Raw genomic sequence first — 14,437 nt, 5'->3', positions numbered from 1 at the left:
GAAGAACGCGCCGCAGCCGGATTGGGACCGAAACGCCGCGTCTTCGATAAGTCCTCCCCTGCCGCACACGCGCGGGGCACCGGACCCGTCTAGTCTCGCAGATCGACGCTGCTCAACCAGCCTGTGCGCATGTCCGCCAATCCTTCGGGGGTCGCAGCGAACTCGAGCCAGTGCTCGAATCCGCGCACGAATCCGTGGAGACCGAGGTGCGCCGACAAGGCGAGAAGAACGGGCCCCTCGGCGACCTTCGCCTTCCGGCGCCACGGATACCCGCCCCGAGCGTCACGTCGGTCCGACTGCGGATCTCCGTGGAGCGCCAATGCGTTTCCAGACAGATCCTCCAATTCGTCAGCGAGGCGAAGGGTGACGACGTCGGACTGACCGGCGGCCGCCCCAGGAGACAAGAGACCGAGGTCCACGGCTTCGAACGTCGTGTAGCGATGGAGGAGGTCGTCGACTCCCGCGCCGAACTGCGCGGCGATCAGGCCGCGCCGTTGCTCGGGGTCCAAACCACCTTGAAACGGCACGCGCCGCTGGTAAAAGGGCGTGCAGTATCGCGGCGACCGCCCCGCGCTGCACTTTTCAACCGGCGTTCACACCACGACCTGTTCTGTCAAAATATGGCTCTTCGGGGATTTCCGTGGCTGAAGAGTGTCGACGGGCGTACAGGTTCAAGAATGGGGAAGTGCATGGCGGACGGCGTGATCAGTGGGGCCGAAACCCACTGCATTCACCCTCAAAGGCGCTTTTCCCCGGTGTTTTCCGCCCATCGGGCTTGTGGGCCCAGCTTGGAGGAGAGGGGGCGCCGCGGGGGCCGGGACCAGCACGTTCCCTGGAGTAAAACCGATGATTTTCCGGGATCCAGGCCCCCTTGCCACGAAATTCCCGGAAGAACCCAAAATATCCATCCGTCGTCTGTGTCGCCACCCACCTCTGCTCCCGACACCGACTGGGTCTCGTGCCGATGACTCCGCTTCCCGAGCAAGCCAGCCACGTGGTGATCGGTGCCGGCCCCGCCGGTCTGACCGCCGCATTCGAACTCGCTCGGTCTGGTAAAAAACCGCTCGTCCTCGAAGCGTCGCCGTGGCTCGGCGGGATCGCACGCACGCACGTCTGGGGGGGCAATCGGATCGACATCGGCGGGCACCGGTTCTTCACCAAGAGCGAGGATGTCAAGCGGCTGTGGGCCGAGATGATGGACGAACCGATGCTCCAGGTGCCGCGTCTGTCGCGGATCTTCTACCGCGGGCAGTTCTACCGCTACCCGCTGCAGATCTTCGACACTCTCCGCAATCTCGGCATCGTCGAGAGCACGCGGATATTTGTCAGCTACCTCTGGGCACGCTGCTTTCCGAGGCGTCCCGAGGACTCGTTCGAAGACTGGGTGCGAAACCGATTCGGTGATCGACTCTACCGGACGTTCTTCAAGACCTACACCGAGAAGGTGTGGGGAATCTCCTGTCGGGAGATTCGCGCCGACTGGGCCGCCCAGCGCATCCATGGGCTGACGTTTGTCAGCGCGGTGCTCAACGCGATCCGCAACAGCGGTCGTGTGAAGACGCTGATCACGAAGTTCGACTATCCGCGGCTCGGTCCCGGCATGCTCTGGGAGTCTGCAGCCCGCAAGATCGAGTCGCTGGGTGGCCGGGTCGTCACCGAAGCCCGCGTCGTCGGCATTCGCCACGCCGACGGGCGAGCCACCGCGGTCGTCGTCGAGCACGCCGGCGTCACGAAGGACATCCGCTGCGACCAGGTGATTTCGTCGATGCCGTTGTCGACGCTGGTCAAGATCCTCACCCCCGCAGTGCCGCCGATGGTCCGCGAAGCCGCCGACGGTCTTTCCTACCGCGACTTCCTCATCGTCGCCTTGTCCTGCCGGATTCCTGACATCTTTCCCGACAACTGGATCTACATCCATTCCCCCGACGTCCGGGTCGGGCGGATCCAGAACTTCCGCAATTGGTCTGCCGACATGGTGGCCCCCGGCACGGGGGCTACGCTCGGAATGGAGTATTTCTGCTCCCGAGGCGAAGACTTGTGGACAATGTCGGATGCCGACCTCGTGGCCCAGTCCAGGCGTGAAATCGCCTCGCTCGGACTGGTCGACGAAGCCGACCTCGGCACCGAGGGCCACGTGATCCGCGAGCTCAACGCGTATCCGGTCTACGACGCCGACTACCGTCGCCACGTCGATTCGCTGCGGGCCTATTTCCATGGATTCTCGAACCTGCAGACCGTCGGTCGCAACGGCATGCACCGCTACAACAACCAAGACCACTCGATGCTCGCCGGACACCACGCCGCCCTGCGACTCCTCGGCCGCCCCGAGCTCGACCCGTGGGAGGTCAACACGGAGCGGTCTTACTACGAGGAGCAGGTCCTGACGCCGGACGACAGGAAGACAGGGACCGATATCCTGGTCGCCGAGAAAGCACCGCCGCATGAGAGGAGGTAACCGTGCCAGGGATCCCTGCCGGCCTCGCCTGACCGATTCCCCGGCCCACCGCCGGCCGAGCGGCACAACCCTGTCGACTGTCTCCGAAAACGGTCAGCGGCCGAGGATTCGGAACGATACCGTGACGACGGCAAACGCCACCGTCGCGTAGACGAAGTACAGCCAGTGGAGCAAAAAACACCCGGCTGCGAACGCGGGTCCACCTCGCCGCAGGCACAACGCGTAAAAGCCACGATTGACCACAAGGAGCACGACGACGCCGGCCAGCATGACCACCATGGCACCGGGATGCCCTGCCGCCGCCACGGTCGCCGCCGCCGCAACCACCGCCGCCACGCCGCTAACGCGCGACTTCCAGTCGAGATTCAAGCGCCTCGAGACGTGGCCCGACGCCAGCATTTGCCGAGTCCAGGGTATCGCCCGCTGGAACACGTCCGTGACGATCATCGATCGGAGGGTCCACCGTTTGTGGTGCGTGCACGAGATGCCTGGATCGAGCAGCAGCCGGCCACCGGCGGCTGCCGCTCGAGCGCCGAGCTCGATGTCTTCGATCGATGGAGTCGTGTAGTGGACGTCGAAGCCTCCGAGAGCACGGAAGACATCGGCCTTCATCGCACCACACCCTGCCCAAAACGTCTCGGCCGGCCCGGCGTGGAGCACGTGGACGTGGTGGTGGAGCAAGTTGCGGAACCGGCTTACCAGCCCAGGAGCGGCCGGGCGATCGTCGTAGGCGCCGAACACGGCGCACAGGCCCGGATCATCGACGAACCGCGCCCGCACCCGCTCAACGGCGTCCCGGGCCAGCTCCACGTCGGCATCGACGAACAGGATCACGTCGCCGTGTGCGGCGGCAGCGGCGAGGTTACGCGCCGCTGCCGGCCCCGACCGGCGGCCGGTCGACAGCGGCGCTGCACCGGATTCGACAAGCCAGGCGGGTGGCGGCGGCGCGATACCGTCGAACACTACGATGACCTCGTCTCCGCGGTCCAGCCGCATGACCTCGAGGACACGACCGGCGCACCGTATGAACGGCTCCTCGAATCCGATCGTCGGCATGACGACGGTGATCGGCAGAAACGCGCCGGCGGTCGACTCGGTTCCTTCATCGTGCTGGTGCGTCGATGTCATCGTCGGCCGAATGCCTTCGTGAACGGCCTGACGGGAGCTATCGTCGACAGGAACACGTGGGTCACCACTGCATCCGACGGCCTGGCGTTCGAGAACCAGTGTACGGCCCCAGGCGTTCGCGTCGGTACGGTCGCGGGTGTTCGAAGGGGGATGGCGGCTTCCGTCAGGCGGGCCTTTGACGTCGCTTCGGCACCAGGGCACCTCATATGACGGCCCCCGGTCCCGAGCAGCGGCCGGTGTTCGCGGCCCATCCCGAAGTCATTCGTCTCGCGACTGCGGGCCTGCTGCTGCTGGCGCTGGCAATGGCCGCGAAGGGGGTCTGGTCGACCTGGATGATCGGCGGCGAGATCGACATGGACGCGCGGTACGTGGAGTACTCCTCGTTCCGGCGGGGAATCTATCCAAACCGCTTCGTCGAAAAAGAGATCCCGGCCGATTTCAAGGTTCCGTACTCCGTGTATCCGCCGTACTCACTCGCCATGTTCGCGATGTTCTTCGAGCCCTTCGGGCGGATCCAGGGCAGGCTGTTCATCCAGTTGACGTCTCTCGTGGCACTGGTCGCCATCGGGGCCTACGGCCGCCATCTGCTTCGTGACGGAGGGCCCGCCGTCGCGGCACTCGGAGCGGTTGCGGCAGCTGCGATCTCGGGAAACAGCAATGCCATCGCGCTGGGACAGTCTTCGATCATGCTGTGCGGAGCGGTGCTGATGCAAATCATCGCCCTCGAACGCGGCCGCCCGATCGCGGCCGGGGCATGGTGGGCGTTGGCGATGCTCAAACCACAGATGGGGCTGCCGTTCATCGTGCTGTTTCTCGTGCGACGCGAGTGGCGCGGCTTGGCGACGGGTATCGGAATCCTCGCCGGGCTCTCGCTCGGCGCGTGTCTGTGGACCGGCATCTCGCCGCTGGCGATCGCGAAGTATTGGTTGGCAAAGATGGGCATGCGTTTTGTCGACACCACATCGCTTGCCGACACATTGGCCAGCGCCCTGGGCGTCCCGGCCAGGTGGTTCCATCTGTCCTTCGCAGCCCTGATGGTTGCCATACCGGTTCTGATTCCCCGGCGACTGCTGGACAGCGTTCGAGCCGAACCGCTTTTCGCCGCCGCGATCGCGGCGCCGATCGGTCGCCTGGTGCTGTATCACCGGTTCTACGACAACGTGATGCTATTCCCGCTGATGTTCGCGATGCTCACCTCGGTGGTGGCCCGTCCGTCGACACGCTCGCTCGCGCTTGCGGTGGCGATGGGCCTGAGCCTCTGGGTGCCGCAGGTCCTTGTCGAACGCCTTCCGTCAGGCGAGATGCTGCGGGTGGTGGTCTGGATCATCTGCACCCTGGCTTTGCTCCGGGAGCAGGTGCCTTCGCCGTCGCCCGCTGACCGTGGTGCGACATCGCGTCACGAAGCCTGAGCGGTGCCAGCGTACGTTCGCCGCAACGCGCATCGACGTCATCGGTAACGATGCCACCGCTCACTCAATCGAGAGTCGCACGAGCGGACCCTCGCGGCCGTCGCGCGCCACCGCCGACACCACGACCTCGGCGGCCCCGTCGATGACCGGATGACGCGTCGCCGAGCCCGGCACGACGACCGTCTGCCAAGAATCAGCCGTGCGTGCGCGGACCACCCACAGCCAGGGGCGGTCTCCGCCGGGCAACGACAATCCGATCGCGCCGGCCTTGGAAACGACCATCGGCGGTTCCGGAACAGACCCCACGGCGGCACGGACGATCGGCACGAGGGCCGGTTCGGCATAGGGCCCCGCGCGGAGCTTGCTCGCCACGCCATCGGCGTCGTCGGCGAGGGCCTTCATGCTGAAATAGATTGTTCCCCCGGCACCCGGCCGGGCGCGCGTGCACGCCACCTGGCGGAGGATCTCCTCGGCGTCCCAGACGGTCTTTGTGATCGGCGCGGCGGGATCGCGGCGGACCCGCGCCGCCGTCACCCCCGGCCAGAGGCCGCGGCCATGGACGTTTTCCCCGATCCACCAGTCGAGGAGTGGCTCGAACCCCTGCTCGGGCGCGTCGATCCGCCAGTAGAGTTGCGGGGCGAGGTAATCGAGCCAGCCCTCGTGGAGCCAGCGCCGCGGGTCGGCGTTGAGCGCCGCCACCTGATCGAGCCCTTTGATGCCGGGTGGGTGGCCGGGCCGCCAGATGCCGAACGGGCTGATCCCCACGAGAACATGGGGCTTGGCCGTCTTCACCTCACGCCACAGCCGCTCGACCAGCCGATCGACGTTGTCGCGGCGCCATGCGGAGCGGTCGGCAGGAGCTCCCGCAGCCAGCGCACGCGCGTGGCTGTCGTCGTCGGGAAACGGGAGCTCACGCCCCTGCTCCGCGACCGGGTAGGGGTAGAAGTAGTCGTCGATGTGGACGCCGTCGATGTCGTAGCGATCGACGACGTCGCGGACGACGGCCAGGAACCGGTCGGCCGCGGCCGGCTCGCCGGGGTCGAACCAGAGGAACTTGCCATAGCGGCGCACCACCTCGGGCATCGCCACGCTGGCGTGCGCCGAGGACGCGGGCCCGATCGGCTCGGCGTGTTCGACGCGGTAGGGATTGAACCAGACGTGCAGCTCGAGGCCGCGTCCGTGGGCCTCGGTGATCGCGAAGGCGAGGGGGTCGTAGACCGGCTCCGGCGGCCGCCCCATCGCCCCGGTGAGGTACGGCGACCAGGGCTCGAGCGGCGACGGGTAGAGGGCGTCGGCGCAGGGCCGGATCTGGAGGATGACGGCGTTGAGTCCCGTGGCGACCGCCCGGTCGAGCAGGCGGACCAATTCCCCGCGCTGGACGTCGGCGGGGAGCCCCGGGCGCGACGGCCAGTCGATGTTGGCCACGGTGGCGATCCAGGCGGCGCGGAACTCGCGTCGCACCGGTGGCGGGTCGCTCGCCACGGCCCCGACGCCGGCGGCGAGCGCCACCACCACCACGACGCACCGGACCGCAGCAGGCGGGCAGCGAAAGATCTTCATCGGGGAACGCTCCGTTCGGCGCTCGGGTCACGCGACCGACGACGTCGCGGCAGGAGTGCGCCGGCGGGAATCTATCACAGGTTCGTCCGCAGCCGTCGTCACGTCGGCGCCCGGCGAGCCGGCGCGTACGATCGTACGGCGTCTTCCCAACGACTCCGATCCACTGGAGGGGCAGGTGCCGACCGTGTCGTTTCCGGAACCCCGCGTGAGCCGCCCGCCACCTTCGCCACGTGCCGCGATCGTCCACCCGATCGGCCGGATCGCGGGGCTGGCACTGCTCGTCGCCGTTGGCGTCAACGGCGTTCGCGCCGCGGCGGACGAACCCCTCGTCCTCTTCCGACAGGCGACCGACGGGGTCCACACGTTCCGGATCCCGGGCGTGGCCGTCACCGCCCGTGGCACGGTCCTGGTGTGGTGCGAGGCGCGGCGGCTGCGGGCCGCGGACCGCGGCGAGATCGAGATCCACATCCGCCGCAGCACCGACGGGGGGCGCTCGTTTTCCCCCCCGCGGCAGGTGGCCCACCGCGGACCTCGGCTGCCGCGCAACCCCCATCTACCGGCTGGAAAAATCGGCAAAGACCTCGGTGGCCCCGACGAGCAGACGGTGAACAACGCCGTCGGCGTGGCGCTGCGCGACGGCCGGGTGCTCCTGGTGTACTGCGTCGAATACGCCCGCGTGTTCGTGATCACCAGCGACGACGACGGGGTGACCTGGTCGGTGCCCGTCGAGATCACCATCGCGGCGGCAACGCTGCGCCCACGGATCGACTGGCAGGCGGTGGCGACCGGCCCCGGTCACGGGATCGAGACGTCCGCCGGGCGGGTCGTGGTGCCGCTGTGGCTGGCCGACTACGGCTTCGTGAAGGGAGACCGCACCGTCGCCAAGGGGGCGGCGACGATCGTCAGCGACGACCGCGGCGCGACGTGGCAGGGGGGTGACCTGGCGATTCCGGGTGGCAACGAAGCCGCCGTCGTCGAGCTGTCGTCGGGCCGGGTGCTCCTCACGGCTCGGAACACGGGCCCGCGCAACCGCCGCCTCGCGGCCACGAGCCCGGACGGTGCCCGGGACTGGTCGGTCTCCTTTTTCATCGACGATCTCCCGGAGTGGGGCTGCAGCGCCGGCCTGGTCCGGCACCCGGGGACCGCGCGGCATCCCGGACCGTGGCTGCTCCACTCGGCTCCCGACACCGGCCAGCGCGTCCACCGGGCCCGGCGCGACGTCTCGCTGTGGATCAGCCGCGACGACGGCGCCACATGGCCGACGCGCCGGCTGCTCCGGGCGGGGCCTTCGGCGTACAGCGACCTGGCGGTCCTCCCCGACGGCACCATCCTCTGCGTGCTGGAAACGGGTCTCCCCGGCGTCGGGCAACAAGACGGGAGCGACCGCCCCTGGGCCTACGCGGCGATCGCGATCGTGCGTGCCGACCTCGACGAGTTCCTCGCCACCCCGCCTGCGCGCTGACCCGTCGGCAGCAGCCCCCGACGACGCGACCGGGGCCGACCCTCGCGGCCACGACGGGGCTCCCGCTATTCTCGGCCGTCGGAATCCGGTGCGACGGAGGCGATCGAGCGATGCTGCCCAGGGTGGTGTTTCACCACGTCCACAAGTGCGCCGGCACGACGATCCTCAAGTTCCTCGAGGGGACGACGTCGCCGCAGCGCACCGCCGCGATCGAACGCCTCGTCGGCGATCCCGACCCGACCAGGGCTGACCGGATCGCGGCGTTGCTCCGTGCCGAGCTCATCCACGACCCGTTCGGCGTCCATGACTGGAAAGGGCTCCTCGGCAATACCGTCGACGTGATCTTCCTCCGCGATCCGGTCGAGCGGCTGTGGTCGGAGTGGCGGCCCTCGACCGCCGCCTGGTCGCCGCAGCGCGGGCCCGGGCCGCGGCCCGCCCCGCCGCCACCGACCGACTCGCGGTAGCAGCCTCCCGCAGCCTGGCGCGCGTTCTCGATCCTCCCGGTGCGTTGCTCGTCGACATGGGAGACGGGCTGATCGGCACCGGCTGGCACCCCGCCGAAGTCAACGGCCGGCGTCGGACCCGCTGGATCGGCCCCGGTCCGACGGCGACGCTCGACCTCCGCATCGAACGGCGGCGGCCGCTCGCGCTCCGCCTCCGTGTCGGCAACCATCTCCGCTCGTCGCAGGTCGACGGGTTGCGGATCACGGCCGACGGTGCCGCGTGTAGCGTCGACCATTGGGTGCTGCCGCCGTTCGACCACTTCTTCGAGACGACGATCCCCGAGAATCCTGACGCCGGTCCCCTGCTGCGCCTCGCGATCGACTGCGGGGAAACGGCAGCGCCGCCGGACGCCGCCGACGCGCGGTCGCTCGGCGTCGAGGTGGCGGAAATCGAACTGGCGCCCGTGGAACGATTCACGCCGCAGTCGCTTGCGGGCCTGGCCCGAGTGCGCGACGACCTGGCGACCCTCGCCGGCAGTCCCGACGGCGACCGGCGGATGCAGCACCTTCTCGACTCGCTGGCCACCGGCGGTCGGGCCTGAGCGCTGCGGTGTCCGGTGCCGCCCGGCGCCGCGCGGTGCGGTAGGCTGAAGCAACCTCCCCGTAGCCAGCTCCATGATCCGTGACCTGATCCTCGTTCCCACCGATTCCGAACGGCGCGTCGTCGAGCCGCTGCTGCGCGTCGCCCCGGCCGATCAGATCGCGCTGTGCGGATTCGGGGTCGTCGCCGCCGCGGCCCGCGCGGCGATGCTCGTCGCCGGGGCGCGCCCGCGCCGCGTGGTCCTCGTCGGCATCGCCGGCCGGTTGTCCGACAAGCTCCCGCTCGGCGGTGCCGCGCTGTTCACCGAGGTTGTCTGCGACGGTATCGGGGTCGGAGCGGGAGCAACGCACCTGCCGGCGGCTCGGATCGGCTGGCCGCAGTGGCCCGGCGAGCCGGGGCCGCCGCCATCCGCCCCGATCGGCGACGCGATCACTCTGGCCCCCGTCGAGCTCACCCGCGCTCCCGCGGGTGGCCTGCTCCTCACCGTCGCCGCCGGCTCGGCGACGGGCGCGGAAGCGGCTTTCCGTCGCTCGGCCCATCCCACCGCCACCGCCGAGGACATGGAGGGGTTCGCGGTCGCGCTGGCCTGCACGCTGGCCGCCGTCCCGTGCACGATCGTCCGCGGCATCGCCAACGACGCCGGCGATCGCGATCATGCCCGCTGGCAGTCGCGCCTTGCCCTCGAGTCGGCCGCCGCGCTGGTCAACAGCCTCCTCACGATCGACCGATGAGCCATCCGATCCGCCTCGCGATCTCGACCTGCCCCAACGACACGTTCGCCTTCCACGGCCTGATGTCGCGCACGGTCGACTGGCGCGGGCTCGATTTCGCCGTCGAGCTCCACGACATCGAACACCTCAACCGCCGGGTCCTCGCCGGCGACTTCGACGTCAGCAAGGTGAGCTTCGCCGCCGCCCTGGTCGCGGCCGACCGGCTCGTCGTCCTCCCCAGTGGATCGGCGCTGGGGTTCGGCGTCGGGCCGTTGCTGCTGGCGGCGCGGCCGGGGACGGCGCCCTCCGACCCGGCGCGGCTCACTCTCTGCCCCGGCACGCTGACAACCGCCACGCTGTTGTTCTCGCTGTTCCATGCCGGGTCGTCGCGCGTCGAGCAGGTGGTGTTCTCGGAGATCATGCCGCGGCTCCGCGCCGGCACCGCCGACTTCGGCGTCTGCATCCACGAGGGGCGTTTCACGTGGCAGGACCAGGGGCTGTCGCTCGTCGAGGATCTCGGCGAGCGTTGGGAACGCGAGACCACAAGCCCGCTCCCCCTCGGGGGAATCGTCGCCGACCGGCGCCTCCCCGCCGCGACGATCGCCACGGTGCAGGAGGTGATCCACGATTCGCTGCGTCAGGCGCTGGCCGATCCGGCCGCGGCGCTGCCGACGATGCGCCGCCACGCGCAGGAATACGACGATCGAGTGCTGATGCAGCACGTCGAGACGTACGTCAACGGGTGGACGATCGACCTCGGCCCGACCGGCCGCCGGGCGCTGGAAACGTTGGCCGACCGTGCGGCCGAAGTCGGGCTCGCGACGGGGCGGTTGGCATTCGTTCCCGCGGCAGAATGAAGCGCCGCCACTGCGGCCCGGCGGCAGCTCAACTCGAGGCCGGAAAGACACCGTCGAAGCTCCCGCGACGCGTGCCTCGGCTTCGCCACAGCAGAGTCGTCTCGATACAATCGCGGGCGGGGGGAGTAACGACCGCCGAACGTGGCGTCATGCTTGACGTGGCGATGTCGAACGTGGAGGAAACCGCGATGAATTCGAGCAGACAACGCGTCGCATTCACGCTCGTCGAACTGCTGGTGGTGATCGCCATCATCGGCGTGCTGGTGGGGCTGTTGCTACCGGCCGTACAGGCGGCGCGCGAAGCGGCGCGCCGGGCGAAGTGCACCAACCAGCTCAAGCAGATCGGCTTGGCATTCCAAAACCACCACGACGCCAGGCAGGCGTATCCGTCTGGCGGGTGGGGCTGGTACTGGATCGGTGATCCCGATCGCGGATCCGGCGTCAAGCAGCCGGGGAGCTGGGGTATTCCCTCCTGCCGTTCATGGAACAGACCACGACCCATGCCATGGCCGGGGACGGTCAACCGGACATCATCACACCGCAGCAGAAGGCGGCTGCCGCGCGGATGTCGCAGACGATCATCGGCGGCTTCATCTGCCCGTCGCGGCGCTCGGCGGCCCTGTATCGTCGCGCGATCGCGGCAGCAGTCCCTGGTGGGCACGCCTGGAACGCTGATCCGGTGGAGACGACGAATCGCGCCGATTACGTGGCCAACAGCGGCGACGCGCTCGTGTTCTGGGGCAGCGGCCCGGACCCGACGACGGCGTTCGCGGGCAACGGCTTCGCGAACATGGATGCCGCCACCGGCATCTGCTTCCAACGGAGCACGGTCCGCGTGGCCGCCGTCATCGACGGCACGTCGAAGACCTATCTCGTCGGCGAGAAGTACCTCAACCCCGACAATTATGAAACCGGTCTCGACTACGGAGACGATCACAGCTTCTTCGTCGGCGACGATTTCGACATGCATGGATGGACCAACCAGCCGCCGCTCCAGGATCGCCCTGGCCTCGCCGATTTTTGGCGATTCGGGAGCAATCATCCGGCCGGGTTCCAGGTGGCGTTCTGCGACGGCAGTGTGCGGACCGTGACGTTCGACGTCGATGCGACGGTCCACCGCCTGCTGGGCAATCGGTGCGACAACCAGGCCGTCGCCATCCCGGAGTGACCGCATGAGCGTGTGGACCACCCCGCCACGCTTCCCAGTCGGCGTTGTCGGCCATGCCGCTCTCATCGTCCTGGTCACGGGCTGCCAGGCGCGCCCTGGGCGTGTCGTCGCGCCGCCGCTCGATCCGGCGGCCGTGGCGGCGGCACTGGTCGCCCGCGTCGACACCGACAAAAGCGGTCGCCTGTCGACTCCCGAACTGACTGCCGCACCGGGTCTTCTCCGCGTCGCGGCCGCCATCGACGTCAACGCCGACGGTGAACTTTCGGCCGATGAATGTGCCGCGCGGATCGGCCAGTGGCAGGCCCTTCGCGTCGGGCGCGTGGCCTGCAGTTTCGTGGTCACGCGCGCCGGCCGGCCACTGGCCAACGTCAACGTCGAGCTCGTTCCGGAGCCCGAGTTCTCCGTGCTGCCGACGGCGAAGGGCCGGACCGACGCTTCAGGGCGCGTGACGCCCATCGCGACCGGTGATCTGCCCGGCGTCGCTCCCGGACCGTACCGGGTCGTGGTCGGCCCTCCACAGTCGCCGACAAGCGCCACCGGGGCATCGTCGTCTGCCGGGCTGCTCGTCGCCCCTGACGATCCGGGATTGATGTCGCTGGTGGTCGAGGTCGGACCGCAGCGGCCGTGAGTCTGCGGCGACAGTCGCACCGCGGCCCGTCATCGTGGCCGTGAGGTCTCGGGCTTCTTGCCGCGCCGGCTCTCCAGGTATGGCTCGGTGAAATCGATGTCGATCTCACACCACACGGGGTTGTGATCCGACATCCGGTAGGTCCGCCATTGGGAAAAAGCCTTGGCGGTCTTGCCGTACTCGCCGTGATCGCCGGCGCGATAGACGTGGTCGAACACCGGAAACACCCCGGCGTGCATCTCCTTGAGTTGGAGCGACACGTCCGGCGCGATGAACAGCAGCCGGTCGAAGGGCCGGTCCTCGCTGACGTTGGTCGCCTGCCCGCGGAGCTGATGGGGAGACGCGAATCCCCGTTGCTCGAGGCTCCGGGCGGTCTTGTCGTCGTCGGCGAAGATGTTGAAGTCGCCGAGCAAGATCGCATTTCGTGCCCAGCGATCCTTCTGCTTCATCCGCTCGTGCAACCGCTCGGCAGTCAGCCTGGCATCCTGCGTGCGTTGTGCGATGTCCGCGCTGGCCGATCCGTAGTACGCATGCATGGTGCAGATCGTGAACTTGAACCACCCGGCGCGAAAACCGGCGAAATAGGGCGATCGTGACGTCGCCTCCCCACCCTTGAGCTTCCCCTTCTTCTTGTCGCTTCCGCGCATCGACCCCGGCGACTCGAATTCCCCGGCGAGGCCGCCGAACGACAGCTTCCGGCTGTCGTAGACGAATGCCATTCGCTCCGAGTTGCCGGTATCCCCGGCGCAGACGTCGGAGACGAGGTATCGCCACCACCCTCCGAGCGTGGTCACCAATTCATCGAGCTGCGTGAGGTCACTTTTCACCTCCTGAATGGCGACCATGTCGAACTTGTCGATCACCTGGGCGAGATAGAACATCGCCTCGTGGTCGCGCTCCGCCTGGCCGCCGCCGCCGAACTGGCGGATGTTCCATGACGCCAGCAGCAACGTCCGGCCGAGCGACCGAGCCGGGATCGCCTCCTTGAGTGCCTTTCGCAGGCGGAGGCACCCGTCGATCGTCCGCTTTCCCTCTCGGGTGGTCCCGTCGATCATCTGGTAGGTGGGCATCGTCGTGCTCCGTCGAAGGGTACGGATCCAGGGTCGATTCCGGCAGTCGGCGTACGTTGGATTCGCCGGCAGATTGGCGGGGCGGTATACAGGATCAGCCGCGAGTTTGTCGCGCACGCTCGGATGCAGGACCGCGTATGCCGGGAGCCGGCGACGGGCGTGCAGATGCGGCGCACGCCAGCGCACGCGACGACCGGCCCAGGTCCGGTAGGGCACCGCCTCGAGGAGATACCGCGCGTCCGACGCCAGCGTCGCCCAGCACGGATCATTGATCGGTCCGGTACCGACGGCGGTACTTTTCTGTCGGAGCAACCGGGGTGTGCGTCGGTGTCTCGTCGCTGGCCCAGGCAGGACCGCGGGCTCGACTCGTATGTACTCGGTTGACCGAGAAAGTACCGGCGCTTGACTTCGTCGAAGCGACAACCGAGCGGACTCGTGTTCGTTCGTCGCCATCGACCCTCCGATGATACGGGATGAACGCCGTGCTGCTCCCTTGAGAGAGGCGAAAAAAGACGCCGCAACCGGACGGGTGATTCCGGAGAACTTCGCTGACGGGCCACCGGCTTTCCCACGAGGACGATGAGCCGACGCCGGGAAAGGTGAAAACGGACGAATTCGGCAGTTTTGCCGAACGCCATGCGTGCCCCGCGTTCAGCCCCCGACCCCATGCCCCCGATCCTCGCCTTCGCCACCTGCGACACGAAGGGGGAGGAGCTCCGGTACCTTGCCGCGCCGATCCACGCGGCCAGAGGCATGCTGACCACCGTCGACGTAGGCACGCAGGGCCCCTCGGCGGTCGAAGTCGACGTACCGCGCCCGGCCCCAAGGGCACACGCGTGCCGCGTGTTGCACGTCACCCGACACAGGCGGCCACGTGACTGAACGCTCGTCGACGGCGGAGCCGTCGGGAGCAGGTACAACGCCACGCCGCATGGATGCGGCTGCA

General features: G+C 68.5%; 14 protein-coding genes and 1 pseudogene. 11 read left to right on the top strand and 4 right to left on the bottom strand.

The genetic code is table 11. The annotated features are described in order from the left end of the window. Positions 1 to 89: 89 nt before the first annotated feature. Entirely contained in the window at positions 90 to 527 is a 438-nt protein-coding gene (locus tag FJ309_13655) for a hypothetical protein (protein ID MBM3955637.1), read from the bottom strand. A gap of 437 nt (positions 528 to 964) precedes the next feature. On the opposite strand from FJ309_13655, the gene FJ309_13650 reads away from it, so the two are divergent. Then, positions 965 to 2,455 carry an NAD(P)/FAD-dependent oxidoreductase gene (locus FJ309_13650; protein ID MBM3955636.1) on the top strand — a complete coding sequence of 497 codons (1,491 nt, stop codon included), beginning with the start codon at positions 965 to 967 and terminating at the stop codon, positions 2,453 to 2,455. Between the two features lie 93 nt (positions 2,456 to 2,548). Here FJ309_13650 and FJ309_13645 read toward each other — a convergent pair whose 3' ends face one another. Continuing rightward, on the bottom strand, positions 2,549 to 3,583 hold the full coding sequence (locus FJ309_13645) for a glycosyltransferase family 2 protein (GenBank protein ID MBM3955635.1): 1,035 nt from the start codon (positions 3,581 to 3,583) through the stop codon (positions 2,549 to 2,551). A 206-nt stretch (positions 3,584 to 3,789) separates the two neighbouring features. Here FJ309_13645 and FJ309_13640 point away from each other — a divergent pair, with 206 nt between their 5' ends. Beyond that, entirely contained in the window at positions 3,790 to 4,992 is a 1,203-nt protein-coding gene (locus FJ309_13640) for a DUF2029 domain-containing protein (protein ID MBM3955634.1), read from the top strand. Positions 4,993 to 5,052: 60 nt separating this feature from the next. Here the strand turns inward: FJ309_13640 and FJ309_13635 are convergent, their stop codons facing one another. Further along, on the bottom strand, positions 5,053 to 6,552 hold the full coding sequence (locus tag FJ309_13635; GenBank protein ID MBM3955633.1) for a hypothetical protein: 1,500 nt from the start codon (positions 6,550 to 6,552) through the stop codon (positions 5,053 to 5,055). On the opposite strand from FJ309_13635, the gene FJ309_13630 reads away from it, so the two are divergent. From FJ309_13630 to FJ309_13595, 8 genes and pseudogenes are all read left to right on the top strand, one after another. Continuing rightward, positions 6,407 to 8,014: an exo-alpha-sialidase gene (locus FJ309_13630; protein MBM3955632.1), complete on the top strand. Its 1,608-nt coding sequence runs from the start codon at positions 6,407 to 6,409 to the stop codon at positions 8,012 to 8,014. The genes FJ309_13635 and FJ309_13630 overlap by 146 nt on opposite strands. Before the next feature lie 110 nt (positions 8,015 to 8,124). Beyond that, complete coding sequence (locus FJ309_13625; GenBank protein ID MBM3955631.1) at positions 8,125 to 8,478, top strand: sulfotransferase family protein; 354 nt, start codon at positions 8,125 to 8,127, stop codon at positions 8,476 to 8,478. Beyond that, positions 8,394 to 9,059: a hypothetical protein gene (locus tag FJ309_13620; protein MBM3955630.1), complete on the top strand. Its 666-nt coding sequence runs from the start codon at positions 8,394 to 8,396 to the stop codon at positions 9,057 to 9,059. The genes FJ309_13625 and FJ309_13620 overlap by 85 nt, the downstream gene beginning before the upstream one ends. 73 nt (positions 9,060 to 9,132) lie before the next feature. Next, on the top strand, positions 9,133 to 9,789 hold the full coding sequence (mqnB, locus tag FJ309_13615; protein ID MBM3955629.1) for a futalosine hydrolase: 657 nt from the start codon (positions 9,133 to 9,135) through the stop codon (positions 9,787 to 9,789). Next, positions 9,786 to 10,625 carry a hypothetical protein gene (locus FJ309_13610; GenBank protein ID MBM3955628.1) on the top strand — a complete coding sequence of 280 codons (840 nt, stop codon included), beginning with the start codon at positions 9,786 to 9,788 and terminating at the stop codon, positions 10,623 to 10,625. The genes mqnB and FJ309_13610 overlap by 4 nt, the downstream gene beginning before the upstream one ends. A gap of 188 nt (positions 10,626 to 10,813) precedes the next feature. Continuing rightward, positions 10,814 to 10,999 (top strand): annotated as a pseudogene (locus tag FJ309_13605) (DUF1559 domain-containing protein). 107 nt (positions 11,000 to 11,106) lie between these two features. After that, positions 11,107 to 11,793 (top strand): DUF1559 domain-containing protein, encoded by a 687-nt coding sequence (locus tag FJ309_13600; protein ID MBM3955627.1) that lies wholly within the window; start codon positions 11,107 to 11,109, stop codon positions 11,791 to 11,793. A gap of 4 nt (positions 11,794 to 11,797) precedes the next feature. After that, a complete protein-coding gene (locus tag FJ309_13595) occupies positions 11,798 to 12,421 on the top strand; it encodes a hydroxyisourate hydrolase (GenBank protein MBM3955626.1) in 624 nt (207 codons plus the stop codon). Positions 12,422 to 12,450: 29 nt separating this feature from the next. Here FJ309_13595 and FJ309_13590 read toward each other — a convergent pair whose 3' ends face one another. Further along, positions 12,451 to 13,944 (bottom strand): hypothetical protein, encoded by a 1,494-nt coding sequence (locus tag FJ309_13590; GenBank protein MBM3955625.1) that lies wholly within the window; start codon positions 13,942 to 13,944, stop codon positions 12,451 to 12,453. A gap of 213 nt (positions 13,945 to 14,157) precedes the next feature. Here FJ309_13590 and FJ309_13585 point away from each other — a divergent pair, with 213 nt between their 5' ends. Continuing rightward, complete coding sequence (locus FJ309_13585; protein ID MBM3955624.1) at positions 14,158 to 14,373, top strand: UPF0261 family protein; 216 nt, start codon at positions 14,158 to 14,160, stop codon at positions 14,371 to 14,373. Positions 14,374 to 14,437: the final 64 nt, after the last annotated feature.

The organism is Planctomycetota bacterium (assembly GCA_016872555.1).
Lineage (GTDB): Bacteria > Planctomycetota > Planctomycetia > Pirellulales > UBA1268 > F1-20-MAGs016.
The sequence above is the reverse complement of the archived record's forward strand: the minus strand, read 5'-3'. Positions and strand labels throughout refer to the sequence as shown.

What these genes read in the sequence shown, in the direction of transcription:
- FJ309_13650 (MBM3955636.1), top strand. Translation starts at nt 965, where the DNA reads ATGACTCCGCTTCCCGAGCAAGCCAGCCACGTGGTGATCGGTGCCGGC.
- FJ309_13645 (MBM3955635.1), bottom strand. Translation starts at nt 3,583, where the DNA reads ATGACATCGACGCACCAGCACGATGAAGGAACCGAGTCGACCGCCGGC.
- FJ309_13640 (MBM3955634.1), top strand. Translation starts at nt 3,790, where the DNA reads ATGACGGCCCCCGGTCCCGAGCAGCGGCCGGTGTTCGCGGCCCATCCC.
- FJ309_13630 (MBM3955632.1), top strand. Translation starts at nt 6,407, where the DNA reads ATGTTGGCCACGGTGGCGATCCAGGCGGCGCGGAACTCGCGTCGCACC.
- FJ309_13635 (MBM3955633.1), bottom strand. Translation starts at nt 6,552, where the DNA reads ATGAAGATCTTTCGCTGCCCGCCTGCTGCGGTCCGGTGCGTCGTGGTG.
- FJ309_13625 (MBM3955631.1), top strand. Translation starts at nt 8,125, where the DNA reads ATGCTGCCCAGGGTGGTGTTTCACCACGTCCACAAGTGCGCCGGCACG.
- mqnB (MBM3955629.1), top strand. Translation starts at nt 9,133, where the DNA reads ATGATCCGTGACCTGATCCTCGTTCCCACCGATTCCGAACGGCGCGTC.
- FJ309_13610 (MBM3955628.1), top strand. Translation starts at nt 9,786, where the DNA reads ATGAGCCATCCGATCCGCCTCGCGATCTCGACCTGCCCCAACGACACG.
- FJ309_13600 (MBM3955627.1), top strand. Translation starts at nt 11,107, where the DNA reads ATGGAACAGACCACGACCCATGCCATGGCCGGGGACGGTCAACCGGAC.
- FJ309_13595 (MBM3955626.1), top strand. Translation starts at nt 11,798, where the DNA reads ATGAGCGTGTGGACCACCCCGCCACGCTTCCCAGTCGGCGTTGTCGGC.
- FJ309_13590 (MBM3955625.1), bottom strand. Translation starts at nt 13,944, where the DNA reads ATGGCGACGAACGAACACGAGTCCGCTCGGTTGTCGCTTCGACGAAGT.
- FJ309_13585 (MBM3955624.1), top strand. Translation starts at nt 14,158, where the DNA reads ATGCCCCCGATCCTCGCCTTCGCCACCTGCGACACGAAGGGGGAGGAG.